Source organism: Streptomyces sp. NPDC015130 (assembly GCF_043080005.1).
Taxonomy (GTDB): domain Bacteria; phylum Actinomycetota; class Actinomycetes; order Streptomycetales; family Streptomycetaceae; genus Streptomyces.
This window is the reverse complement of record NZ_JBIBVC010000001.1, coordinates 378922-402628: the sequence shown is the minus strand read 5'-3', so window position 1 is coordinate 402628 and position 23707 is coordinate 378922. Positions and strand designations below refer to the sequence as shown.

The window sequence follows — 23707 nt, the reverse complement described above, 5'->3', positions numbered from 1 at the left end:
TGCTCCCTTCCGGAGAAAAGGTCGCTCCCCCTCGGAGACAAGGGTTGCTCCCCCCTCCGAGAGAAGGGTTGCTCCCCTCCTGAGGAGGCCTACGCCTCCTCGTCGGTGCCCTCGCCCTCGAGGTCGCCCTCCGTCTCCAGGAAGACCTGGCGCAGGGCGGCCAGGGTCTCCGGGTCCGGCTTCTCCCACATGCCGCGGGACTCGGCTTCGAGGAGGCGCTCCGCGATGCCGTGCAGGGCCCAGGGGTTGGCCTCCTTCAGGAAGGCCTGGTTCTCCGCGTCCAGGACGTACTCCTGGGTGAGCTTGTCGTACATCCAGTCGGCGACCACGCCCGTCGTGGCGTCGTAGCCGAAGAGGTAGTCGACCGTCGCCGCCAGCTCGAACGCGCCCTTGTAGCCGTGGCGGCGCATCGCCTCGATCCAGCGCGGATTGACCACACGGGCCCGGAAGACCCGGGAGGTCTCCTCGACCAGCGTGCGGGTGCGGACCGTCTCCGGGCGGGTGGAGTCGCCGATGTACGCCTCGGGGGCCGTGCCCTTCAGCGCGCGGACGGTCGCCACCATGCCGCCGTGGTACTGGAAGTAGTCGTCGGAGTCCGCGATGTCGTGCTCGCGGGTGTCCGTGTTCTTCGCCGCGACCGCGATCCGCTTGTACGCGGTCTCCATCTCGGCGCGGGCCGGACGGCCTTCGAGGCCACGGCCGTAGGCGTAGCCGCCCCAGACCGTGTAGACCTCCGCGAGGTCGGCGTCCGTGCGCCAGTCTCGGCTGTCGATCAGCTGGAGGATGCCCGCGCCGTACGTGCCGGGGCGGGAGCCGAAGATACGGGTCGTGGCGCGGCGCTCGTCGCCGTGCTCGGCCAGGTCGGCCTGCGCGTGCGCCCGGACGTAGTTGTCCTCGGCCGGCTCGTCCAGGCCCGCGACCAGCCGTACGGCATCGTCGAGGAGCCCGATGACGTGCGGGAACGCGTCGCGGAAGAAGCCGGAGATGCGGAGCGTGACGTCCACACGGGGGCGGCCGAGCTCGGCGAGCGGGATCGGCTCCAGGCCGTTCACGCGGCGCGAGGCGTCGTCCCACAGCGGGCGGACACCGAGCAGGGCCAGCGCCTCGGCCACGTCGTCGCCGGCGGTCCGCATCGCGCTCGTGCCCCAGAGGGAAAGCCCGACGGAGGTCGGCCACTCGCCGTTGTCCGTGCGGTAGCGCTCCAGGAGCGAGTCGGCGAGGGCCTGGCCCGTCTCCCACGCGAGGCGGGACGGCACGGCCTTCGGGTCGACCGAGTAGAAGTTGCGGCCCGTCGGCAGGACGTTGACCAGACCGCGCAGCGGCGAGCCGGACGGGCCCGCCGGGACGAAGCCGCCGTTCAGGGCGTGCACGGCGTGGCTCAGCTCGTCGGTCGTCGCGGCCAGGCGCGGCACGACCTGCTCGCAGGCGAAGCGGAGGACGGCCGCCACCTCGGGGCCGTGGCCGTCCGCCACCGTCGGGACCGCGTCCACCGACCAGCCCGCGGCCTCCATCGCCTCGACCAGCTCGCGCGCCTTCGCCTCCGCCTCGTCGGCGGTCGTCCGGGTCGCGGCCGACTCGTCGAGACCCAGGGCCTCGCGCAGGCCGAGGAGGGCCTGCGTACCGCCCCAGATCTGGCGGGCACGGAGGATCGAGAGGACCAGGTTGACCCGGGCCTCGCCCTCCGGCGCGCCGCCGAGGACGTGCAGACCGTCGCGGATCTGGGCGTCCTTGACCTCGCACAGCCAGCCGTCGACGTGCAGCAGGAAGTCGTCGAAGCCGTCGTCCTCCGGACGCTGCTCCAGACCCAGGTCGTGGTCGAGCTTGGCCGCCTGGATCAGCGTCCAGATCTGCGCGCGGATCGCGGGCAGCTTGGACGGGTCCATGGACGAGATCTGCGCGTACTCGTCGAGGAGCTGCTCCAGACGCGCGATGTCGCCGTAGGACTCGGCGCGCGCCATCGGCGGCACCAGGTGGTCGACGAGGGTCGCGTGCACGCGCCGCTTGGCCTGCGTGCCCTCGCCCGGGTCGTTGACGAGGAAGGGGTAGACCAGCGGGATGTCGCCGAGGGCCGCGTCCGGACCGCAGGCGGCGGACAGGCCGGCGTTCTTGCCGGGCAGCCACTCCAGGTTGCCGTGCTTGCCCAGGTGGACCATGGCGTCGGCGCCGAAGCCGCCGTCCTCGGCACGGGCGGCGATCCAGCGGTAGGCGGCCAGGTAGTGGTGGGACGGCGGCAGATCGGGGTCGTGGTAGATCGCGATCGGGTTCTCGCCGAAGCCGCGCGGCGGCTGGATGAGGATCAGCAGGTTCCCGCGCCGCAGGGCGGCGAGGACGATGTCGCCCTCCGGGTTGCGGGAGCGGTCCAGGAACATCTCGCCCGGCGCCGGGCCCCAGTGCTCCTCGACGTCCGACCGCAGCTCGGCGGGGAGTTCGGCGTACCAGCGCTTGTAGTCGGCGGCCGGGATGCGGACGGGGTTCCGGGCGAGCTGCTCCTCGGTGAGCCAGTCCTGGTCGTGGCCGCCGGCCTCGATCAGGGCGTAGATCAGCTCGTCGCCGTCGCCGGAGACCAGGCCCGGGAGGTCCTCGGCCGGACCGAAGTCGTACCCCTCGGCGATCAGCCGGCGCAGGAGGGCCACGGCGGAGGCCGGGGTGTCCAGGCCCACCGCGTTGCCGATGCGGGAGTGCTTCGTCGGGTACGCGGAGAGGACCAGCGCCAGCTTCTTCTCCGCGTTCGGGATGTGCCGCAGGCGCGCGTGACGGACCGCGATCCCGGCGACGCGGGCGGCGCGCTCGGCGTCCGCGACGTACGCGGGCAGGCCGTCCGCGTCGATCTCCTTGAAGGAGAACGGGACGGTGATGAGCCGGCCGTCGAACTCGGGCACGGCGACCTGGCTGGCCGCGTCCAGCGGCGACAGGCCCTCGTCGTTCTCCTCCCAGTTCTCCCGCGAACCGGTCAGGCACAGCGCCTGGAGGATCGGCACGTCGAGCGCGGCGAGCGCGCCCGCGTCCCAGGCCTCCTCGCCCGCCCGTCGCCCACCACCGCCCTCAAACGAGGCGCCTTGCGCCATCCCCATATCGGCGGCCTGCGCCTCGGCGGGCTTGGTGCCGCCCGCCGCGAGGACGGTGGTGACGATGGCGTCGGCGGTGCGGAGCCGGTCGAGCAGCTCGGGCTCGGGGGCCCGCAGCGACGCCACGTACAGCGGGAGCGCCTGCGCGCCCGCGTCCTCGACGGCCGCGCAGAGGGTGTCGACGAAGGCGGTGTTCCCGCTCATGTGGTGGGCGCGGTAGTAGAGCACCGCGATCGTCGGGCCGTCCGTGCGTCGGGCCGTGCGCTCCAGCGGTCCCCAGGTGGGGGCGGCGGCCGGGGCCTCGAAGCCGTGGCCGGTGAGGAGGACGGTGTCGGAGAGGAAGCGGGCCAGCTGCTCCAGGTTGGCGGGGCCGCCGTGCGCGAGGTAGGCGTGCGCCTCGGTGGCGACGCCGACGGGGACGGTCGACGTCTCCATCAGCTGCGCGTCGGGGGCCTGTTCGCCGCTGAGCACGACGACCGGCTTCCCGGTGGCGCGGATCGCGTCGATCCCCTCCTCCCAGGAGCGGATGCCGCCCAGGAGGCGGACGACGACGAGGTCGACGCCGTCGAGGAGGCCGGGGAGGTCGGCGAGGGGCAGCCGGGAGGGGTTGGCGAAGCGGTACTCCACCGGGCCGCCGGTTCCGGCGGAGGCGGCGTTCGCCGCGCGGGCGCTGAGCAGGTCGGTGTCGGAGTGCGACAGCAGCAGAAGCATGGCGAGCGCAGGCCCTTCCTCGGGGTTGTCCGCGCCCCGGGTGGTCGTGTGGACGGCGGGAGTTCCTGACTCACCCGTACCGTCGCCGGTACGGGCTCACAGTGGCGGGACCGCGCCGGATTCTCACCGGGCTTCCTCCCCGGGGTCCTGGGACCCCATGCCGATCTGCATCCTAGATCGTGGCGTCGGCGGGGCGGGGCGGGCCGTGGAGTCGGCCGGATCACACTCGGTGGCGGCCCGGTTCCCCGTGGGTATGCTCGCCGCCATGCCGCCCACCCCACCCTCGACTCCCGAACGGGACGAAGCGCGCAAGCGGGACCGTGGCGACGCCTGCCCCGGGGCGCTGCGCCTGCACGCCGCCGACGACGGCCGGCTGGCCCGACTGCGGCTGCCCGCAGGACGCCTGACGGCGCATCAGGTCGAGACGCTGGCGGCCGCCGCGGAGACCCTCGGCGACGGGCGGATCAGCCTCACCTCCCGGGGGAACGCGGAGCTGCGCGGCCTCGCGGAGGAGTGCGGGGCGGAGCTCGCCGCGCTGCTCGCGGAGGCGGGCCTGCTGCCCTCCCCCACGCACGAGCGCGTGCGCAACATCGTGGCCTCCCCCGCCGCGGGCCTCGACGGACTCGGCGGCCCCGAGGTCCAGTTGTGGGCCCGCGAGCTGGACGCCCTGCTCTGCGCCGAGCCCTGGGCAGCGGCGCTTTCCGGCCGTTTCCTCTTCGTCCTCGACGACGGCCGCGCCGACGTGGCGGGCCTCGGCGGCGATGTGACCTTGGTCGCAGTGGAGCCGGGTGCGGGGCCGGGGCCGAGCACCACGCCGGAGCCGGGCGTCACGCCGGAGCCGGGCGTCACGCCAGAGCCGGGCGTCACGCCGGAGCCGGGCGTCACGCCGGGGCCGAGCACCACGCCGGAGCCGGGCGCCGCGCGCCTGTACGTCGGCGGGCGGGCCTGGCGGGTCGCCGGAGCCGACGCGCCCCGCGCCGCGCTCGCCGCCGCCGGGGCCTTCCTCGACGCCGCCCGCGCCGCCGGGACCGGCGCCTGGCGGGTGCGGGAGCTGCCCGAGGGCTGCGCCCCTGACGTGGCGGGCGCGCTCGACCGCGCGGGCATCGCGGCGGAGCCCGTGACGGCGGCCGACTCCCTGCTGGTCCACGGCCCACCGCTCACCCCCGGGCCCCTCGGCGCCGGCTCCCTGTACGTCCTCGCGCCCCTCGGCCGCCTCACCGCCGCCCAGCTGCGCGCGCTGCTGCCCGCCGAGGAGGTCCGGCTGACGCCGTGGCGCGGCGCGGTCGTCGCAGGAGCCGGAGCGGGGCCGTACGAGGACCGGCTCGCCGCCCTCGAAGCCCACGGGCTGATCACCCGCCCCGACTCCCCCTGGGCCGGCGTCAGCGCCTGCACCGGGCGGCCGGGCTGCGCCAAGTCCCTCGCGGACGTCCGCGCGGACGCGGTCCCGGGGTCGGCACGGGGCCTCCCCGTCCACTACTCCGGGTGCGAGCGCCGCTGCGGGCACCCGCACGGCACCTGGGTCGACGTCGTCGCCACCGCCGACGGCGCCTACCTGGTGGACGGCGCCCCCACCCCCCGTACCGCCCTGCCCGACGCAGTGACCACGGCCCGCACGACGAGATGAGCGAGAGCAACAGGATGTTCGACTACGAGAAGGACGGGGCGGAGATCTACCGCCGGTCCTTTGCCACGATCCGCGCCGAGGCGGACCTCGCGGGCCTGCCCGCCGACGTCGCCCAGGTGGCGGTCCGGATGATCCACGCCTGCGGCATGACCGACCTCGTCCAGGACATCGCGTACTCCCCGCGGGTCGTCGCGAACGCCCGCGAGGCCCTCCGCTCCGGCGCCCCGATCCTCTGCGACGCGCAGATGGTCGCCAGCGGCGTCACCCGCAAGCGGCTGCCCGCCGACAACGAGGTGCTCTGCGCGCTCTCCGACCCGACCGTGCCGGGCCTCGCCGCCGAACTCGGCACCACCCGCTCCGCCGCCGCGCTCGAACTGTGGCGGGACCGCCTCGAAGGCTCCGTCGTCGCCATCGGCAACGCCCCCACCGCCCTCTTCCACCTCCTGGAGATGATCGCGAAGGGCGCGGGGAAGCCCGCCGCCGTCCTCGGCATACCGGTCGGCTTCATCGGCGCCGCCGAGTCCAAGGACGCGCTCGCCGAGAACGGGCTCGGCCTCGACTACCTGGTCGTACGGGGCCGGCGCGGCGGCAGCGCCATGACGGCCGCCGCGATCAACGCGATCGCTCACGAAGCGGAGATCCAGGCATGAGCAGCGCGCACACGACCGGCGACCCGACGGCCGACCGGCCGGACGCCACGACCGGCGACCGGGCCGCCGCCGCGCCCGGCAAGCTGTACGGCGTCGGGCTCGGCCCCGGCGACCCGAACCTCATGACGGTCGCGGCGGTCAAGGCCATCGCCGCCGCCGACGTCGTCGCCTACCACTCGGCCCGCCACGGCCGCTCGATCGCGCGCTCCATCGCCGCCGAGCACATCCGCGAGGACCACGTCGAGGAGCGGCTGATGTACCCGCTCACCGTCGAGACCACCGACCACCCCGGCGGCTACCGGGGCGCGTTGAACGACTTCTACGAGGAGGCCGCGGCCCGCCTCGCCGCGCACCTCGACGCCGGCCGCACGGTCGCCGTCCTCGCCGAGGGCGACCCGCTCTTCTACGGCTCGTACCAGCACATGCACAAGCGGCTCGCGGACCGCTACGACACGACCGTCATCCCCGGCGTCACCTCGGTGAGCGCCGCCGCCGCCCGGCTCGGCGAGCCGCTGTGCGAGGCGGAGGAGGTCCTCACGATCATCCCCGGCACCCTGCCGGAGGACGAGCTGACGGCCCGCCTCGCGGGCACCGACTCGGCGGTCGTCATGAAGCTCGGCCGCACCTTCCCCACCGTGAAGCGCGCCCTGGAGCGGGCGGGCCGCCTCGACGACGCCCGGTACGTGGAGCGGGCGTTCATGGCGGGCGAGCGGACGGGCACCCTGTCCGAGATCGACCCCGAGTCGGTCCCGTACTTCTCCGTCGCCGTCCTGCCCTCCCGCGTCGACCAGGAGCCCCCCGTCCGCGCGGCGGGCGAGGTCGTCGTCGTCGGCACCGGCCCGGCCGGCGCGCCCTGGCTGACACCCGAGTCGCGCGGTGCGCTCGTCAACGCCGACGTCCTCGTCGGCTACACCACCTACCTGGACCGGGTGCCGGTGCTCCGCCCCGGCCAGATCCGGCACGGCTCCGACAACAAGGTCGAGTCGGAGCGCGCCGAGTTCGCGCTCGACCTGGCCCGGCGCGGCCGGAAGGTCGCGGTCGTCTCCGGCGGCGACCCGGGCGTCTTCGCGATGGCCACCGCCGTCCTGGAGGTCGCCTGCGAGCCGGAGTACGCGGACGTGCCCGTACGGGTCCTCCCCGGGGTGACCGCCGCCAACGCGGCCGCCGCCGCAGCGGGCGCCCCCCTCGGCCACGACTACGCCACGATCTCCCTGTCGGACCGCCTCAAGCCCTGGGACGTCATCGAGGCCCGGCTGCGCGCCGCCGCCGGCGCCGACCTGGTCATCGCCCTCTACAACCCGGGCTCCAAGTCCCGTACGCACCAGGTCGCCGCGGCCCGCGACCTCCTCCTCGGACTCCGCGACCCGGAGACCCCGGTGGTCGTCGCCCGTGACGTGGGCGGCCCCGAGCAGTCGGTCCGCGTCCTGACCCTGAAGACCCTGGAGCCGTCCGAGGTCGACATGCGGACCCTGCTCCTGGTCGGCTCCTCGCAGACGCGGGCGGTCGAACGGGCCGACGGCAGGACGATCGCCTGGACGCCGCGCCGGTACGGCTGAGCAGGCGCCCCTACGAAGCACGGGTGAAGGTACCGAGACCCTCCTGGTCCAGGTACTCGACGCGGACGGTCTTCCCGTCCGGGGAGAACGTGACGCCGGTCGGGCCGACGGCGTTCTCCCCGCGCGTCGGGAAGCTGAACGTGTTCCCGTCGTAGTGCGTGAGCCGGTACGTCTGGGGCTCCGGCCCCAGCCGGAGGACCAGGCCGCCGCCCTCCTCGGCGACCGTCAGCCGGCCGTAGTAGTCGTTGGCGTACGTGCCCGTGTAGGCGGCGGCGGCCTTCGCCGGGGCGGGGTCGGCGGGCGGCTTCGCGAAGTCCGTGGCGGACCGGCCGGCGTCCGCCTCCTGCTCGTAGACCGCGTTGACGAGCGGCAGCCAGTCCCGGCTCGGCTCGCCGGTCTGCGCGACGTCGAAGAAGTCGAGGGCGACGGCGTCCGCGACCCCGGCCGGCGCCCCGTTGGTGAGGACGACGATCCCGAGCTCCTCGCCCGGCAGCATCGTGACGTTGGTGTGCGCGCCGAGCGCGAACGCGCCGGTGTGCGAGAGGCGCAGCCGGCCCTCGTCGTCGTACGACACGTTCCAGCCGAGGCCGTAGAAGCCGGTCCGGCCGGCCGGTGCGCGGGGCGGCGAGGAGACGGCCTCGGGGTGGTGGGTGAGGGTCAGGGCGTCCTCGGCGACGATCCGGCGGCCGTCGAGCTCGCCGTTGCCGAGCTGGAGCCGCAGCCAGACCGCCATGTCCCGGGCGGAGGAGCTGACGCCGCCGGCCGGCGACTGGGCGTCCGGGTCGCGGACGTACCGCGGCTTCCAGGTCCCGTCGGGCGTCTTGACGTGCCCGAGGGCCCGGTCGGGGTTCGCGGCGAAGTCCTCGAAGCGGGAGCTGGTGTCGTTCATCCCGGCGGGCTTGTAGAGGGTGTCCTCGGCGAGCTTCTCCCAGGTCACCTTCTTCTCGGCGGCGACGGCCTCGGCGGCCGCCGTCAGACCGAAGTTGGTGTACGCGTAGCTCGCGCGGAACGGGGCGAGCGGCTCGTACCGCAGACGGGACAGGATGTACTCCTGGTCGTAGCCGAGGTCCTCCAGGAGGTCGCCCGCATGGTCGGGCAGGCCGCTGCGGTGCGAGAACAGGTCGGCGACCGTCACATGGGAGCTCACCCACGGGTCCTTCAGCCGGAACTCGGGCAGTTCGGGGGAGACGGGCCGCTGCCACCCCTCGACGCCGACGGCGCCGGCGACGACGGTCGAGGCGATCGGCTTGGACACGGAGGCCAGCTGGAAGACGGTGTCGGCGTCGATCCGGGCGTCCTTGCCGACCTCGCGCACCCCGTATCCCTTGAGGTGGACGACCTCGTCCTCGTACACGACGGCGACGGACACCCCCGGCACTCCGGTCCGCTTCATCAGCTCGGCGACGGTGGCGTCGAGCCTGCCGACCGCACGGTCCACGTCCGCCCGGTCGAGCTGGGGAGGCGGTTGCGGCGGCGGCGGATCAGGGGTGGGGGAGGGGCTCGGCGCGGCGCCCAGCAGCGCCACGAGCCCCGCTGTGACCAGCCAGCGGACCGCACTCACCCCTCCATTGAACGCCGGGCCGAATCCCCTGTCGCGCGGAAGGAACCCGCCGGTAGAGTGCGCCTCCGGCGGAACACCGGCCCCACCCGCACCGCCCTTCCCCCACGTCTCGTCGTATCCCCGCAGGTCCGGAAAGGGCCCCACACTTCGTGATCACTCGTACCCGGCTGAGCGCGCTGGCCACCACGGCCGCCCTCGTCGCATCCGGCGGTCTCCTGACCGCCACCCCGGCCGCAGCGGCCGTCACCTGCGCGTCCCCCCTGTGGAAGGCGGACTACTACGCCAACACCACCCTCACGGGCACGCCCAGGCTGACCACCTGCGACAGCGTCATCTCCGAGAACTACGGCCTCGGCGACCCGGCCGTCACCACGCTGCCCACGGACAACTTCGGCGTCCGCTGGACCCTCACCCGTGACTTCGGCTCGGGCGGCCCCTTCACCTTCACCGCGGAGGCGCAGGACGGCGTCCGCGTCAGCCTCGACGGCGTCCGCAAGATCGACCTCTGGAAGAACAACTCCCTCACCCAGAAGAAGACGATCGACCTGACCGTCCCGTCCGGCCGCCACACGATCGTCGTGCACTACGCGACGTGGACGGGCGCGGCGAACGTCAAGTTCGCCTACACGCCCCGCACTTCGGCGACAGTCGACAAGACCCGCCCGCTGGTGCCGGCCGGGTTCACCGTCGCGTACGACAAGACCCTCAACAAGGCCACCACGCGCTGGACGGCCAACAAGGAGATGGACCTCGCCGGCTACCGCGTCTACCGGCGCCTCACCGGCACCACCGCCTGGTCCCGCGTCGGCGGCACGACGACCCCGCTCACCACGACCACCTTCACCGACAGCCCCCCGCCGACCGGCCAGGCGTACGCGTACGAGATCCGCGCCGTGGACAAGGCGGGCAACGAGTCCGTCGGCACCGTCGACCTGCCGATCACGTCCGTCGACCGGACGGCTCCGGGCGCGCCGACCGGCCTGAAGGCCGACCGGGACTCGACCGGGGGCGCCGTCCTCACCTGGACCGCGCCCTCCGCGACGGACGTGGCCGCGTACCGCGTCTACGTCGGCGGCGTCCTCACCGACACGGTCACCGACACGCGGTACGTCCACCCCTGGGGCGACTACGGCACGACGTACCACTTCACGGTCAGGGCCGTGGACCGCGCGGGCAACGCCTCCGCCGCCGCCGCGACCTCGTTCACGACGGCCGGCGACCGCGTCGCCCCGGCGCCGGTCACCGGCCTGAAGGCGACCCCGCGCGAGGACGGCGTGTTCCTGGAGTGGACGCGGAACACCGAGCCGGACGTGAAGTACTACAGGATCTACAAGGCCGAGTGGTACGACAACGGCGAGGGCGAGTCCGGCTGGATCGCCTACAAGCTCGGGTACTACCTCGGCCCCGACGACTCGTCCTTCCTCCACGAGAGCACGCCCGACGGCGAGAACGTGCTCTACGGCGTGGTCGCGGTGGACGAGTGGAACAACGAGATGGACGCGATGGACCCGGCCATGAACTGGGTCGAGGTCACCGAACTCGGCACCCCCGAGGCCCCGTAGTCCCTACGGGGTGAACGCCAGCGCCCAGGCGGCGGCCTCCTCGGGGGTCGCCGCCACCGGGACGCCGGCCGGGACCGGGGGGCGGTGGACGACCACGACCGGGATGCCCGCCTCGCGGGCCGCGGTCAGTTTCGGGGCGGTCGCCGCGCCGCCGCTGTCCTTCGTCACCACGACGTCGATCCGGTGCCGGGCCAGGACCTCCCGCTCGCCGTCCAGCGTGAACGGGCCCCGGCCGAGGAGGACTTCGGTGCGGGCCGGCATCGGGGCGTCCGGGGCGTCGACCGAGCGGACCAGGAACCACTCCGGACGGTCCGCGAAGGCCGCGAGGCCCATGCGGCCCGTCGTCAGGAACACCCGGTCGCCGAGGCCGTCCAGGGCCCCGGCCGCCGCGTCGAGGGACGGCACGGACACCCACCGGTCGCCGTCCACCGGGACCCAGCCGGGGCGCCGCAGCGCCAACAGGGGAACATGGGCGGTGGCGGCCGCCCCGGCCGCGTTGAAGCTGATCCGCTCGGCGAAGGGATGGGTGGCGTCGATGACCGCGTCCACGGCGTGCTCGCGCACCCACGCCACCAGTCCGTCCACCCCGCCGAAACCACCGATCCGCACCTCGCCGGCCGGCAGCCGCGGGCTCGCCACCCGCCCCGCGAGGGAGCTGGTCACGCGGACCGTCCCGTGGAGCAGGTCCGCGAGCGCGCGGGCCTCGGTGGTCCCGCCGAGAATGAGTATGTGCACAGGAGCCTCTTCGTGACGTCGGGCGGCGGGCGCGAGGCCCAACTCAAGCACACCGGTCTGCGCCCCGGGTGGACGACCGGTGCCTGCGCGACGGCGGCGACGACCGCCGCGTACACCGCGCTCCTCACCGGCGACTTCCCGGACCCGGTGACGGTCACGCTGCCGAAGGGCCAGACCCCGGCGTTCGCGCTGACGGCCGAGTCGCTGGCGGGCGCCACCGCCATGGCCGCCGTGGTCAAGGACGCGGGCGACGACCCCGACGTCACCCACGGCGCCGTGATCCGCTCGACGGTACGGCTCCTGCCGCCGGGCTCCGGCGTCGTCTTCCGCGCGGGCCCCGGCGTCGGCACGGTCACCCTCCCCGGTCTCCCGCTCGACGTGGGCGAGCCCGCGATCAACCCCGTGCCGCGGCAGCTCATGCGCGAGCACGTGGCGAAGGTCGCCGCCCTGCACGGCGCCCCCGGCGACGTGGAGATCACGATCTCCGTCGACAACGGCGCGGAGATCGCCCGCTCCACCTGGAACCCGCGGATCGGCATCCTCGGCGGCCTGTCGATCCTCGGCACGACCGGCGTCGTCGTCCCGTACTCCTGCTCGGCCTGGATCGACTCCATCCGCCGGGGCGTGGACGTGGCCCGCGCGGGCGGCCTCACGCACGTCGCCGGGTGTACGGGCTCCACCTCCGAGCGGACGGTCGGGGAGATCTACGACCTCCCGGAGATCGCCCTCCTCGACATGGGCGACTTCGCCGGCGCGGTCCTCAAGTACATCCGCCGCCACCCCGTGGACCGGCTCACCGTCTGCGGCGGCTTCGCCAAGCTCTCCAAGCTGGCCGCGGGCCATCTGGACCTGCACTCGGCCCGCTCCCAGGTCGACAAGGGCTTCCTCGCGGACCTGGCCCGGACGGGCGGCGCGTCCGAGTCCCTCGCGGCGGAGATCGCGGCGGCGAACACGGGCCTGGCGGCCCTCCGCCTCTGCGAGGCCGCGGGCGTCCCCCTGGGCGACCTCGTCGCCGCCCGCGCCCGCGACGAGTCCCTCGCGGTCCTGCGCGGAGCGCCGGTCGCGGTCGACGTGATCTGCATCGACCGCGCGGGCACGGTGGTGGGGCGTTCGACGCCGAAGGGCCCGGGGGCGGGCGGGGCGTAGGGCCGGGGCGGCACGGTCACCGCGGGGCGCAGGTGCTCGGTCGGGGCGGTCAGCGCCGGGGCGCAGGGCTCGGTGCGGTCACCGTCCTCGGCCCCCGCCCCGGAAATCGCCGCGACACCGCCTCCCCCCGCCCCCGAGAATCCGGGGATGACCGTCTTCTCGCACAAGCCCACCCTCACCGGTGACCTGGTGATCCTCCGTCCCCTCACCGAGGACGACGTGCCCGCGCTGCTGCCGCTCTTCGAGGACGCGGAGGTGTCCCGACTGACCGGGAACACCACGCGGTTCGACGAGCCGGCGCTACGGAAGTGGTACGGCTCCCGGGGCGACCAGGACGACCGGCTCGACCTCGCCGTCGTGGAGCGGGCGACGGGGCGGGTGGTCGGCGAGGTCGTCCTCAACGAGTGGGACGAGCCGAACGGGTCCTGCTCCTTCCGCACCGTCTTCGTGCCGGACGCGGTCGGCCGGGGCCTCGGCACGGAGGCGACCCGGCTGATCGTCGGGTACGGCTTCGAGGCGCTCGGGCTGTACCGCGTCCACCTGGAGGTGTACGCCTTCAACCCCCGCGCGCGCCGCGCCTACGAGAAGGCCGGCTTCCGCGCGGAGGGCGTCCTGCGCGGCGCCCTGCTCTGGGAGGGCGAGCGGGTCGACGCGACCGTGATGTCGGTGCTGGCTCCGGAGTGGGCGGCGGCTCAGGCGGTCGGGTAGCCGATCTCCGCGACGTCCTCCGCCAGGTCCGCGGGCGTCACCTCCGGGTTGAGGGCCGCGACCACCTCGGGCGTCAGCGGGCGCAGGGCCAGGACGTGGCGTACGGCGTCCAGGGGGACCGGGGTCTCGTAGTAGTCCGAGGCCCACTCCGCGTACGCCTCCGGCGAGCGGTCCGTCAGCAGGCGGAGATAGTGGCCGGAGCCGTCCGGGTCCTCGCGGCCGTCCAGGTCGGGGTACTCGACCGGGCCCGTGTGCCAGTCGGTGTCCGTGGTCTCGCGCCACAGGCACGCGGTCGTCACGTGCACGCCGTCCTCGTCCGTGAACGCGGGCTCCGTCAGGTACTCCCGGAAGGCCTCGGGGACCCCGTCGAGGACCCCGGGCCAGGTCTGCCCGTCCGCGAGCTCCCCGAACGGGCTCAGCGGCGACTCGTGGTCGAAGACGCGCGCGAACGCCCCGGACGCGGAGAGGACGATCGTGTACTCGCCGCCGGAGCCGTCCTTCATCGACGCCAGCTGCTCGGTCTCCGACCAGTGCGCGTCGAAGGAGTAGTACCGGCTCTCCCACTCCGGGCTCAGGACGGCGTCCAGCATCGCGAGCCCCCGGGAGTGGTCGCGCAGTTCCTCGATGCCCGGCAGCGCCCGGGCGGTGTCGTAGACGGTCACGGGTCCATTCAAGACCGTGGCACCGACGTGCGGGCCCCCGGCCCCGAACCTAGGCTCGACAGCGCAGGAACCCCCACCGAAAAGGGAGGCATCCCCATGGCGAAGCGCGGCAACAAGAAGCGGGCCCGCAAGAAGAAGAAGGCGAACCACGGCAAGCGGCCGAACGCCTAGGGCGTGTTGCGAAAGTAGCGCCGGCCGCCCGAAGGGCGGGCCCGACGGCGTCTGGTGCGTGCGATCGCACGGCCGACACGCGGCGGGGCCCCGGGGATCGGACTCCCCCGGGGCCCCGCCGCGTGTCCGTGCCGCGGACGGCTCAGCAGACGTGGCGGTCGCGGGCCGGGTCGTAGAGGTGGCTGTCGCGGAACTCCGAGGCCGCGAGCGTACGGCCCACGATGATGACGGCCGTCTTGGTGATCCCGGCCGACTTCACCTGCTCCGCGATGTCGTCGAGGGTGCCGCGCAGGACGAGCTCGTCCGGTCGGCTGGCCATCGCGACGACGGCGGCCGGGCAGTCCGCGCCGTAGTGGGGGACCAGCTCGGAGACGATCCGGTCGACGTAGCGGGCGCCCAGGTGGAGGACGAGCAGGGCGCCGCTGCGGCCGAGCGTCGCGAGGTCCTCGCCCTCGGGCATCGGGGTGGCCTGCTGGGCGATCCGGGTGAGGATGACCGTCTGGCCGACGGTCGGCACGGTCAGCTCCCGCTTGAGCGCGGCCGCCGCCGCGGCGAACGCCGGGACGCCCGGCACGACCTCGTACGGGATGTCCAGCGCGTCGAGCCGCCGCATCTGCTCCGCCACCGCGCTGAAGACGGACGGGTCGCCGGAGTGGAGGCGGGCCACGTCCTGGCCGGCCTCGTGGGCGGCCGCGATCTCGGCGACGATCCGGTCCAGGTCGAGCTGGGCCGTGTCGACGAGCCGCGCGTCCGGCGGGCACTCGGCGAGCAGCTCCGTGGGGACGAGGGAGCCTGCGTAGAGGCAGACCCCGCACTTCGCGAGGGTCCGCGCGCCGCGCACGGTGATCAGGTCGGCCGCGCCGGGGCCCGCGCCGATGAAGTAGACGGTCATGCTTCCTCTTCCTGGGTTACGGACCCCTGGGCTACGGACTCCTGAGTCACGGACCCCTGAGTCACGGACCCCTGAGTCACGGACCTCTCGGTCACGGACCTCTCGGTCACGGACCCCTTGGTCACGGACCACTGGGTGACGGGCATCGCCTGGCGCCAGCCGGTGAAGCCGCCGACGGGGACGGCGGCGGAGACCGCGAGCCGGATCAGTTCGCCGCCGTGGCGGCGGTGGCGGTCGGCGAGCAGCGCCTCGGATTCGAGGGTGACGGTGTTGGCGACGAGCCGTCCGCCGACGGGGAGCGCGTCCCAGCAGGCGTCGAGGAGGCCCGGGGCGGTGAGGCCGCCGCCGATGAAGACCGCGTCGGGGGTGGGGAGCCCGGCGAGGGAGGCGGGGGCGGGGCCCGTGACGACGCGGAGGGCGGGGACGCCGAGGGTGTCGGCGTTGCGGGTGATGCGGGCGGCCCGCTCCGGGGACTTCTCCACGGAGATCGCCCGGCAGTCGCGGTGGGTCCGCATCCACTCGATGCCGATGGAGCCGGAGCCGCCGCCGATGTCCCAGAGGAGCTCGCCCGGGGCGGGCGCGAGCGCGGCGAGGGTGGCGGCGCGGACGTACCGCTTGGTGAGCTGTCCGTCGTGCTCGTACGCCTCGTCCGGGAGGCCGGGGGCGGCGCCGAGCCGGAGCGTGCCCGGGTCGCGTACGCAGTCGAGGGCGAGGACGTGGAGGGCGTCGGTGCGCTCGTGCGGCCAGTCGGCGGCGGTGGCGTCGAGGAGCCGCTCGGCGGGTCCGCCGAGCTGTTCGAGGACGCGGACGCGGGTGCCGCCCCAGCCGGTGCGGCGCAGCAGTGTGGCGACCTCGGCGGGGGTGCCGGGGCCTTCGCCGAGGACGAGGAGCCGGCGGCCGGGGTGGAGGGCGGCGGAGAGCGCGGCGAGGGGCCTGGCGACGAGGGAGACGGTCTCGACGGCCTCCAGGGGCCAGCCGAGGCGGGCGCAGGCGTACGAGACGGAGGAGGGGTGCGGGTGGACCCGGAGGTGCTCGGCGCCGGTGGTCTCCGCGAGCGTGCGGGCGATGCCGTAGAAGGAGGGGTCGCCGCTGGCGAGGACGGCGAGCGCGCGTCCCTCGTGGGCGGCGAGCAGTCCGGGTACGGCGGGGCGGAGGGGGGAGGGCCAGGCGACCTGCTCGCCGGGGCACTCCGCGGCGGGGAGGAGGCCGAGCTGGCGCGGGGCGCCGATCAGCACCTCGGCGGCGCGCAGGACGCGGCGGGAGCTCTCGGGGAGCCCGTCCCAGCCGTCCGCGCCGATTCCGACGACCGATATCGCAGCGTTCACGTCGGGGACTCTACGTGAGCCCCGGGGAGGGCTACCGCGGGGTCACTTCTGGGCGTTCTGGCCGACGTAGAAGAGGAGCCAGACGAAGCCCGCGAAGGCGTGGGTGGCGAAGACGTAGACGAAGACGCGGAGCATGACGCCGCGCTCCTTCCAGCGCTCGTTGTCGTACGTCTTCTCCTCGGCCATGCGCTCCAGGGTACGGGCCGGAATATGCCGGCGGGTGGCACCGTTGGAGCAGGTGATTTAAGCTTCAACTAATAAATCAGGAACGCGAGACAGCAGGAACGCGAGAGGTGAGCACGATGCAGTTCGGGATCTTCACCGTCGGCGACGTGACGACCGACCCCACCACCGGCCGTACCCCCACCGAGCACGAGCGGATCAAGAACACCGTCGCCATCGCGCTCAAGGCCGAGGAGGTCGGCCTCGACGTCTTCGCGACCGGCGAGCACCACAACCCGCCCTTCGTGCCCTCCTCCCCCACCACCCTCCTCGGGCACATCGCCGCCCGGACCGAGAACCTGATCCTCTCCACGTCCACGACCCTCATCACCACCAACGACCCGGTGAAGATCGCCGAGGACTACGCGACCCTCCAGCACCTCGCCGACGGCCGGGTCGACCTGATGATGGGCCGCGGCAACACCGGCCCGGTCTACCCGTGGTTCGGGCAGGACATCCGCCAGGGCATCCCGCTCGCCATAGAGAACTACGCGCTCCTCCACAGGCTGTGGAGGGAGGACGTCGTCGACTGGGAGGGCAAGTTCCGCACGGCCCTCCAGGGCTTCACCTCCACCCCGCGCCCGCTCGACGGCGTCCCGCCGTTCGTCTGGCACGGCTCCATCCGCTCCCCCGAGATCGCCGAACAGGCCGCCTACTACGGCGACGGCTTCTTCGCGAACCACATCTTCTGGCCCAAGCAGCACACCGAGAAGATGGTCCGCCTCTACCGGCAGCGGTACGCGCACTACGGCCACGGCACCGCCGAGCAGGCCGTCGTCGGCCTCGGCGGCCAGGTCTTCGTGCGCAAGAACTCGCAGGACGCGGTAAGGGAGTTCCGCCCGTACTTCGACAACGCACCGGTCTACGGCCACGGCCCGTCCCTGGAGGAGTTCTCCCGCGAGACCCCGCTGACCGTCGGCTCGCCGCAGGAGATCATCGAGCGCACCCTGTCCTTCCGCGACTACGTCGGCGACTACCAGCGCCAGCTGTTCCTCGTCGACCACGCCGGACTGCCCCTCAAGACGGTCCTGGAGCAGCTCGACATCCTCGGCGAGGAGGTCGTCCCGGTGCTGCGCAAGGAGTTCGCGAGCCTGCGCCCGGCCGGCGTACCGGAGACCGCCCCGCTCCACCCGTCCGTACAGCAGAAGCTGGAGGTCTGACGCCATGCAGACGTTGAAGCTGGTCGCCGTGTCCGCCGGACTCAGCGCGCCCTCCTCCACCCGGCTGCTCGCCGACCGGCTGCTCCAGGCCGCCCGCTACCGGCTCGCCGAGCAGGAGTACGCGGTCGACGTCGAGGTCGTCGAACTGCGCGACCTGGCCGTCGACATCGCGAAGAACTTCGTGACGGGCTTCCCCTCGGCCGCGCTCCAGGAGGCGATCGACAAGGTCACGGGCGCGGACGGCGTCATCGCCGTGACCCCCGTCTTCACCGCCTCGTACAGCGGCCTGTTCAAGTCGTTCTTCGACCTGGTCGACCCCTCGGCGCTGACCGGAACCCCCGTCCTCATCGGGGCGACCGGCGGCACCGCCCGCCACTCACTCGTCCTCGACCACGCCCTGCGGCCGCTCTTCGCCTACCTGCGGGCCCTCACCGTCCCGACCGCCGTCTACGCGGCCTCGGAGGACTGGGGCACCGGCGGCGACGAGGCCGCCCCGACGGGGTACAGGGGGGAGGGGCTGCCGGCGCGGATCACCCGGGCCGGGAACGAGTTCGCCGACACGGTCGCGGCCCGGCCGTCCCGGCAGGCCGACGAGGACGAGATCGTCCCCTTCGAGAAGCAGTTGGCCGACCTGCGGCTGGATTGACCTCTTTGTTACGTTGTGAGGGAGCTTTGTCCTGGTCCCGAGGATCCCCGGTCTCCCGGGGTCCCGAGGGTCCCCAGGCTCCCGACAACGAACGGAGGTCGGCGATGGCCGGCGGCAGGATCGTGGTGGGCGTGGACGGATCGGCGCCTTCCCTGAAGGCGCTGAAGTGGGCGGCCGCGCAGGCCGCCCTCACCGGGGACTCCCTCCAGGCGCTGATCAGCTGGGAGTACCCGGCGTCATGGGCGACCGTGATGCCGGGCGTACCGCTGGAGTTCGACCCCGAGCGGCTCGCCAAGCAGATCCTGGACGAGTCCCTCGACAAGGCCCTCGACGCCGGCACGGCGAGCACGACCACCCGCACGGTGGTCAGCGGCAACGCCCCACAGGCCCTCCTCGACGCGGCGAAGGGCGCGACGCTCCTCGTCGTCGGAGACCGCGGCTACAGCGGCTTCAAGGCCGCCGTCCTGGGCTCGGTCTCGTCCCACGTCACCCACCACTCCCCCTGCCCCGTCGTCGTCGTCCGAGGAGAGTGACCGCCATGGACATCAAGCTGGAACTGATCGGCGTCCCCGTCAGCGACGTCGACCGGGCCAAGGCCTTCTACGAGAAGGTCGGCTTCCACGCCGACCACGACGTCCCCGTCAGCGACGCCATCCGCTTCGTCCAGATGACCCCGCCCGGCTCGGCCTGCTCGATCGCCTTCGGCCAGGGCATCACGGAGATGGCCCCGGGCTCCCTCGACAACATGCAGGTCGTCGTCACCGACATCGAGGAGGCCCACGCCGACCTCACCGCCCGCGGCATCGAGGTCAGCCCGATCGACGACCAGCCCTGGGGCTCCTTCGTCTACTTCGCCGACCCCGACGGCAACCGCTGGGCGGTCCAGCAGACCACCCCCCGCACGGCCGCCTCCTAGGGCGTGTCGCGAAAGTCCCGCCTGCCCGACGCTACTTTCGCAACACGCCCTAGGCCTGTCGACCGTCACGCCCCCGCGGCCACCACGTCCGCGACCACGCACGACACGTTGTCCGGGCCGCCGCGCCCCGCGCCGTCCGCCAGCGCCAGACCGGCGAGCGCCCGGACCGTGTCGTCGGGCCCGGCACCCGCCACGAGGACCTCCCGGATCTCCGCTTCCGGCACCACCGCCGAAAGCCCGTCCGTGCACAGCAGCCAGCGGTCGCCGGGCCTCCCCTCGTACAGCCCCAGATCCGGCACGGGACCGTCGCCCGCCCCGTCCAGGGCCCTCAGGAGCAGCGCCCGGTCCGGGTGCGCCGCCGCCTCCGCCGCATCGAGCTCACCCGCGTCCACCCGCGCCTGCACGACGGTGTGGTCCCGGGTGAGGCGTACGAGCACCCCGTCCCGCAGCAGGTACGCCCGCCCGTCCCCGACATGGGCGAGCGCGAGCCGGTCGCCCGTCCACACCCCCGCCGTCAGGGTCGTCCCCGAACCGGGCGCCGCCGCCCCGACCGCCGAGTCCGCGCGGCGGACGGCGTCCTCCAGGGCGTTGAGCAGGTCCCCTGCACGGCCGGACGCCGGGCCGCCCGGCTCCGGGAGCAGCGCCTCCACCTCCGCGAGCGCGGCCGTCGCCGCCCGCTCCCCCGCCTGCCCGTAGCCGTCCGCGACGCCGAGCAGACACCCTCCGGCGCGCGCCCGGTCCTGGTTGCCCTCCCGCACGCGTCCGCGCTCCGAGAGCGCGGCGGAGACCAGCCCGTACGGCCGTACTGTCCTCGTCATTCCGGTACTTCCCCTCAACCGGTCCGCCAGGGAGGCCGCCAGGTCACGCCGCTCCGCCGTCTCCGCCTCGACCCGCGCCCAGTAGGCGCGGACCGCGCGGGCCGCGGCCCCGGGGTCCGTGCCGTGCAGCGCGCACACGTCCCGGACCTCGGCGAGCGGCATCCCGATCCGCCGCAGCCAGGCCACCAGGCGCGCCGGCTCCACCTGCGTACCGGCGTAGTAGCGGTAGCCGCTGTGGGCGTCGACGCGGGCGGGTGTCAGCAGGCCGAGCTCGTCGTAGCGGCGCAGTGCCTTGGCCGAGAGCCGGGACGCCCGGGCGAACTCCCCGATCGTCATGAACCGTTCCGCCCGGCCCGGCCGTTCCACCGGCATGCCACCTCCCCGTACCGGACGCCCCGTCGGCCCCCGGCACCGCCGATGCTGGGCCTTCCCCCGCGGGGAAGGTCAACCGCCCGCCTACTTCCGGTTGTACAGCCTCATCGTGAACCAGCCGAAGACCAGGACGAACAGCGCCGACCAGCCCAGGGTCCAGGCGATGTCCGTGCCCGGCCAGCGGCCCGCCATCAACTCGCGTACCGAGGTGGCGAGATGGGTCACCGGGTTGTTGTTCACGAAGGCCTGGAGCCAGCCCGGCATGGTCCTCGGGTCGACGAAGACGTTGGAGAGGAAGGTGATCGGGAAGATCACCATCATCGAGACGCCCATGACGGACTTCTCGCTCCGCAGCAGCAGGCCGAACATCGTCCAGATCCACGAGAACGCGAACGAGAACACCAGCAGCAGGGCGACGCCGAGCAGCACACCGGCGATTCCGCCGTCCGGCCGGTAGCCGATGATCACGCCGACCGTGAGCATGACCGCCGAGGCGATCAGATAGCGGACGACGTCACCGAGGAGATAGCCGACCATCGGCGCGGGCCGCCAGATCGGCAGGGTCCTGAAGCGGTCGAAGACCCCCTTCTCGATGTCGGTGTTGACCGAGACCCCCGTGTACATCGTGATCATCACGACGCTCATCACGAGGATGCCCGGCAGCAGGAACTGGATGTACTCGTCGACCGAGCCGGCCAGCGCGCCCCCGAAGAGGTACGTGTACATCAGCACCATCATGATCGGGAACGCCGTCACGTCGAACAGCTGCTCCGGCACGTGCTTGATCTTGAGCATGGCCCGCCAGCCGAAGGTCAGAGACGCGGAGAGCGCGCTGGGCCGCGGCGGGCGGGACCGGCCGGTGAACAGCGCCGCGAGTTCGTCCGCCTTCGGGGCGACGAAGTCGAGGGTGTCGGTCGTCTGCGGATCCTTGCCGGTGGCGACGGAGGTCATGCCGGCGTTCCCTTCCGGTCGGTGAGGGCGAGGAAGACCTCGTCGAGGCTGGGCTGCCCCAGGGCGAAGTTGTCGACCGTGATCCCGGCCCGCGACAGCTCGGTCAGGGCGCGGGCCGCCTGTTCGGCGGCGCCCAGGTCCGTCCCGTGGCCGTCGACGGTGGCGGTGAGCGCGACCGGGTCCGGGTCGAGCTGGACGGTGGCGTTCAGGGCGCCCCGCAGCACCCGCTCGGCCTCCGGCCGCTGCGCGGGCTCCCGGAGCCGTACGTGCACGGAACCCGAGCCGACGGAGGCCTTCAGCTCGCCCTTCGTGCCCTCGGCGATCACCTTGCCGTGGTCGATGACGGCGATGCGGGACGCCAGCTGGTCCGCCTCGTCCAGGTACTGGGTGGTGAGGAGGACCGTGGTGCCCTGGGCGACGACCGCGCGCACGATGTCCCAGACCTGGTTCCGGCTGCGCGGGTCGAGCCCGGTCGTCGGTTCGTCGAGGAACAGCAGGTCGGGGGTGTTGAGGATGGACGCGGCGATGTCGATACGGCGCCGCATGCCGCCCGAGTAGTTCTTGACCTGCTTGTCCGCCGCCTCCGCGAGCCCGAACGCGTCGAGCAGCTGCCCGGAGCGCTCACGGGCGTCGGGGCGGCCGTGGCCGAGGAGCCGGCCGAGCAGGACCAGGTTCTCGGTGCCGGTCAGGTCCTCGTCGACGGAGGCGTACTGGCCGGTGAGGCTGACCCGGCCACGCACCGTGTCGGCCTCCCTGACGACGTCCTTGCCGAAGACGCTGGCCCGGCCGCCGTCGGGCCGGAGGAGGGTGGCGAGCATCTTGACGGCGGTGGTCTTGCCGGCGCCGTTGGGGCCGAGGACGCCGTAGACGGTGCCCGCGGGGACGCGCAGGTCGATGCCGTCGACGGCGCGGTTCGCACCGAAGACCTTGACCAGGCCCTCGGTCTCGATGGCGAGGTCGGTCATGCCGTTCCTCCGGGACCACCGGGCCGCCGGGACCGCGAGGGGCCTCCAGGCCGTCCGGTGCGTCCGGGTCGTCGGAATGTGGGCCCGGTCGGAGAGTGGGCCCGTCGGAAAGTGGGCCCGTCGGAAAGTGGGCCCGTCGGAAAGTGGGCGCTCCTCCCAGTCTCCGTCGGCCCGGCGCGGACCGCCACGCCGGAGGGGTTCGCGCGGAGGACCTCCCCTCCGCCGCGCGGCGGAGGCGGACCGGCCCGCGGGGCGACGCCGCGCCGCGGGAACGGCGGGACGCTGGACGCATGACGAAGATCAAGGCCCTGCCCGACGTGCCCCGTTGGGCCGTCCTCGCCGCCCACGCCGTCCCGCTCGTCACCCTCCCGTCCGGGCTGTGGCGCCTCGCGCTCGTCGCGGGCCTCCCGGTCACACAGGACGCCGAGCTCGGCGCGATGGGCTTCTGGGGGTCCGCGTACGTGGTGTCCCTCAGCGTCGTCTCCGAGCTGGCCGCCTTCCTCACCCTGGGGCTCGTCCGCTCCTGGGGCGAGGTCTTCCCCCGCTGGATGCCCTTCCTCGGCGGGCGCCGGGTGAACCCGGCCGCCGCGACGGCCGCCGCCTTCACCGGGGTGGCGGGACTGTGCGCGATCGCCGGGTGGGGTGTGTACGCCTCGATCGCGGACCTCGGACCCGGCATCCCCGCCTCCCCGGCGCAGGATGCCCTGCTGGCCGCCTGCTACGCGCCCCTCCTGGCCTGGCCGGTCCTCGTCGCCGCCGTGGCGGTCGCGTACTACCGGCGCCGGACCCGGGCCGAGGGCCTGGGTCCGGCATCGGGCTCGGGTCCGGAGGGCTCGGGCTCGGGGAGTCAGTACGGCGCCGGGCGGCCCTCGGCGTCCTCGTGGGTGTAGTAGAGGTAGAAGGCGCCGGCGGTGACGCCCGCCCCGACGATCAGGCCGAGGACGGTCGCCGACAGGATGCTCACGTCGGACAGGCTGTACAGGAAGCCGACCGCGATGCCCGCGAGACCGCCCCAGGCCGCCGCGTGGAGCTCGCGCGGCAGGGAGCGTCCGTAGCGGTGGATCGCGTACACCGCCCCGCCGAGCACGACCGCGGAGATCAGCCCGAGCCAGAACAGTCCCCAGGTGACGGGGGCGCCGGACTTCTGGATGAAGGCCGCGTAGAAACCGTAGATCACGCCGAGCGCGACGGGCAGTGCCCAGGCGGGCATCCCGCGACTGGCACTGCTCGCCCGGCGCCGGGCCGGTACCGCTGCGTGTGCGGCCATGGCTGGAGCTCCTTCGTCTCGC

At 73.7% G+C, this 23707-nt stretch carries 23 protein-coding genes and 1 riboswitch; of the genes, 12 read left to right on the top strand and 11 right to left on the bottom strand.

Annotated elements, in window-relative coordinates; translation table 11 throughout:
* Positions 1-89 precede the first annotated feature (89 nt).
* Entirely contained in the window at positions 90-3776 is a 3687-nt protein-coding gene (gene cobN, locus ACF08F_RS01900) for a cobaltochelatase subunit CobN (RefSeq protein ID WP_392296530.1), read from the bottom strand.
* Positions 3777-3816: 40 nt separating this feature from the next.
* Positions 3817-3950, bottom strand: a riboswitch (cobalamin riboswitch).
* Between the two features lie 79 nt (positions 3951-4029).
* Here cobN and ACF08F_RS01895 point away from each other — a divergent pair.
* The 3 genes from ACF08F_RS01895 (at position 4030) to cobJ (ending at position 7606) form a co-directional block, all read left to right on the top strand.
* On the top strand, positions 4030-5400 hold the full coding sequence (locus ACF08F_RS01895) for a cobalamin biosynthesis protein CobG (RefSeq protein WP_392296804.1): 1371 nt from the start codon (positions 4030-4032) through the stop codon (positions 5398-5400).
* Between the two features lie 14 nt (positions 5401-5414).
* Positions 5415-6050 (top strand): precorrin-8X methylmutase, encoded by a 636-nt coding sequence (locus ACF08F_RS01890; protein ID WP_392296803.1) that lies wholly within the window; start codon positions 5415-5417, stop codon positions 6048-6050.
* 122 nt (positions 6051-6172) lie between these two features.
* Positions 6173-7606 (top strand): precorrin-3B C(17)-methyltransferase, encoded by a 1434-nt coding sequence (cobJ, locus tag ACF08F_RS01885; RefSeq protein ID WP_392296802.1) that lies wholly within the window; start codon positions 6173-6175, stop codon positions 7604-7606.
* A 10-nt stretch (positions 7607-7616) separates the two neighbouring features.
* Here the strand turns inward: cobJ and ACF08F_RS01880 are convergent, their stop codons facing one another.
* The gene (locus ACF08F_RS01880; RefSeq protein ID WP_392296529.1) at positions 7617-9167 is read right to left on the bottom strand and encodes a serine hydrolase; all 1551 of its coding nucleotides are present in this window, start codon (positions 9165-9167) and stop codon (positions 7617-7619) included.
* Positions 9168-9316: 149 nt separating this feature from the next.
* Here ACF08F_RS01880 and ACF08F_RS01875 point away from each other — a divergent pair, with 149 nt between their 5' ends.
* A complete protein-coding gene (locus ACF08F_RS01875) occupies positions 9317-10729 on the top strand; it encodes a PA14 domain-containing protein (protein WP_392296528.1) in 1413 nt (470 codons plus the stop codon).
* A 3-nt stretch (positions 10730-10732) separates the two neighbouring features.
* Here the strand turns inward: ACF08F_RS01875 and ACF08F_RS01870 are convergent, their stop codons facing one another.
* Positions 10733-11464, bottom strand: coding sequence for a cobalt-precorrin-6A reductase (locus tag ACF08F_RS01870; RefSeq protein ID WP_392296527.1), 732 nt, complete (start codon positions 11462-11464; stop codon positions 10733-10735).
* Between the two features lie 12 nt (positions 11465-11476).
* On the opposite strand from ACF08F_RS01870, the gene ACF08F_RS01865 reads away from it, so the two are divergent.
* Both ACF08F_RS01865 and ACF08F_RS01860 read left to right on the top strand, forming a co-directional pair.
* Positions 11477-12610 (top strand): cobalt-precorrin-5B (C(1))-methyltransferase, encoded by a 1134-nt coding sequence (locus tag ACF08F_RS01865; protein ID WP_392296801.1) that lies wholly within the window; start codon positions 11477-11479, stop codon positions 12608-12610.
* 147 nt (positions 12611-12757) lie between these two features.
* On the top strand, positions 12758-13318 hold the full coding sequence (locus ACF08F_RS01860) for a GNAT family N-acetyltransferase (protein ID WP_392296526.1): 561 nt from the start codon (positions 12758-12760) through the stop codon (positions 13316-13318).
* Here ACF08F_RS01860 and ACF08F_RS01855 read toward each other — a convergent pair.
* Positions 13303-13980 (bottom strand): hypothetical protein, encoded by a 678-nt coding sequence (locus tag ACF08F_RS01855; protein ID WP_392296525.1) that lies wholly within the window; start codon positions 13978-13980, stop codon positions 13303-13305. The genes ACF08F_RS01860 and ACF08F_RS01855 overlap by 16 nt on opposite strands.
* A 96-nt stretch (positions 13981-14076) precedes the next feature.
* Here ACF08F_RS01855 and ACF08F_RS01850 point away from each other — a divergent pair, with 96 nt between their 5' ends.
* A complete protein-coding gene (locus ACF08F_RS01850; protein WP_099895366.1) occupies positions 14077-14151 on the top strand; it encodes a 50S ribosomal protein bL37 in 75 nt (24 codons plus the stop codon).
* Between the two features lie 142 nt (positions 14152-14293).
* Here ACF08F_RS01850 and cobM read toward each other — a convergent pair whose 3' ends face one another.
* From cobM to ACF08F_RS01835, 3 genes are read right to left on the bottom strand one after another with little or no spacing between them, the layout of a single operon-like run.
* The gene (gene cobM, locus ACF08F_RS01845; protein WP_392296524.1) at positions 14294-15043 is read right to left on the bottom strand and encodes a precorrin-4 C(11)-methyltransferase; all 750 of its coding nucleotides are present in this window, start codon (positions 15041-15043) and stop codon (positions 14294-14296) included.
* On the bottom strand, positions 15040-16368 hold the full coding sequence (gene cbiE, locus ACF08F_RS01840; protein WP_392296523.1) for a precorrin-6y C5,15-methyltransferase (decarboxylating) subunit CbiE: 1329 nt from the start codon (positions 16366-16368) through the stop codon (positions 15040-15042). The genes cobM and cbiE overlap by 4 nt, the downstream gene beginning before the upstream one ends.
* Before the next feature lie 42 nt (positions 16369-16410).
* Positions 16411-16554 carry a DUF6126 family protein gene (locus tag ACF08F_RS01835; protein WP_189508452.1) on the bottom strand — a complete coding sequence of 48 codons (144 nt, stop codon included), beginning with the start codon at positions 16552-16554 and terminating at the stop codon, positions 16411-16413.
* A 116-nt stretch (positions 16555-16670) separates the two neighbouring features.
* Here ACF08F_RS01835 and ACF08F_RS01830 point away from each other — a divergent pair, with 116 nt between their 5' ends.
* The 4 genes from ACF08F_RS01830 (at position 16671) to ACF08F_RS01815 (ending at position 19312) form a co-directional block, all read left to right on the top strand.
* Positions 16671-17750 carry an LLM class flavin-dependent oxidoreductase gene (locus ACF08F_RS01830; RefSeq protein WP_392296800.1) on the top strand — a complete coding sequence of 360 codons (1080 nt, stop codon included), beginning with the start codon at positions 16671-16673 and terminating at the stop codon, positions 17748-17750.
* A gap of 4 nt (positions 17751-17754) precedes the next feature.
* A complete protein-coding gene (locus ACF08F_RS01825; protein WP_392296522.1) occupies positions 17755-18396 on the top strand; it encodes an FMN reductase in 642 nt (213 codons plus the stop codon).
* A 104-nt stretch (positions 18397-18500) separates the two neighbouring features.
* Positions 18501-18929, top strand: coding sequence for a universal stress protein (locus ACF08F_RS01820; RefSeq protein WP_392296521.1), 429 nt, complete (start codon positions 18501-18503; stop codon positions 18927-18929).
* A 5-nt stretch (positions 18930-18934) separates the two neighbouring features.
* Positions 18935-19312: a VOC family protein gene (locus tag ACF08F_RS01815; protein WP_392296520.1), complete on the top strand. Its 378-nt coding sequence runs from the start codon at positions 18935-18937 to the stop codon at positions 19310-19312.
* A 65-nt stretch (positions 19313-19377) separates the two neighbouring features.
* Here ACF08F_RS01815 and ACF08F_RS01810 read toward each other — a convergent pair whose 3' ends face one another.
* From ACF08F_RS01810 to ACF08F_RS01800, 3 genes are all read right to left on the bottom strand, one after another.
* Positions 19378-20466, bottom strand: a complete 1089-nt coding sequence (locus ACF08F_RS01810; protein ID WP_392296519.1) for a MerR family transcriptional regulator — start codon at positions 20464-20466, stop codon at positions 19378-19380.
* A 120-nt stretch (positions 20467-20586) separates the two neighbouring features.
* Complete coding sequence (locus ACF08F_RS01805; protein WP_392296518.1) at positions 20587-21453, bottom strand: ABC transporter permease; 867 nt, start codon at positions 21451-21453, stop codon at positions 20587-20589.
* A complete protein-coding gene (locus ACF08F_RS01800) occupies positions 21450-22418 on the bottom strand; it encodes an ATP-binding cassette domain-containing protein (protein ID WP_392296517.1) in 969 nt (322 codons plus the stop codon). The genes ACF08F_RS01805 and ACF08F_RS01800 overlap by 4 nt, the downstream gene beginning before the upstream one ends.
* 290 nt (positions 22419-22708) lie before the next feature.
* On the opposite strand from ACF08F_RS01800, the gene ACF08F_RS01795 reads away from it, so the two are divergent.
* The gene (locus ACF08F_RS01795) at positions 22709-23308 is read left to right on the top strand and encodes a hypothetical protein (RefSeq protein WP_392296516.1); all 600 of its coding nucleotides are present in this window, start codon (positions 22709-22711) and stop codon (positions 23306-23308) included.
* Here the strand turns inward: ACF08F_RS01795 and ACF08F_RS01790 are convergent.
* A complete protein-coding gene (locus ACF08F_RS01790; protein ID WP_392296515.1) occupies positions 23266-23685 on the bottom strand; it encodes a hypothetical protein in 420 nt (139 codons plus the stop codon). The two genes, ACF08F_RS01795 and ACF08F_RS01790, sit on opposite strands and share 43 nt — an antisense overlap.
* Positions 23686-23707: the final 22 nt, after the last annotated feature.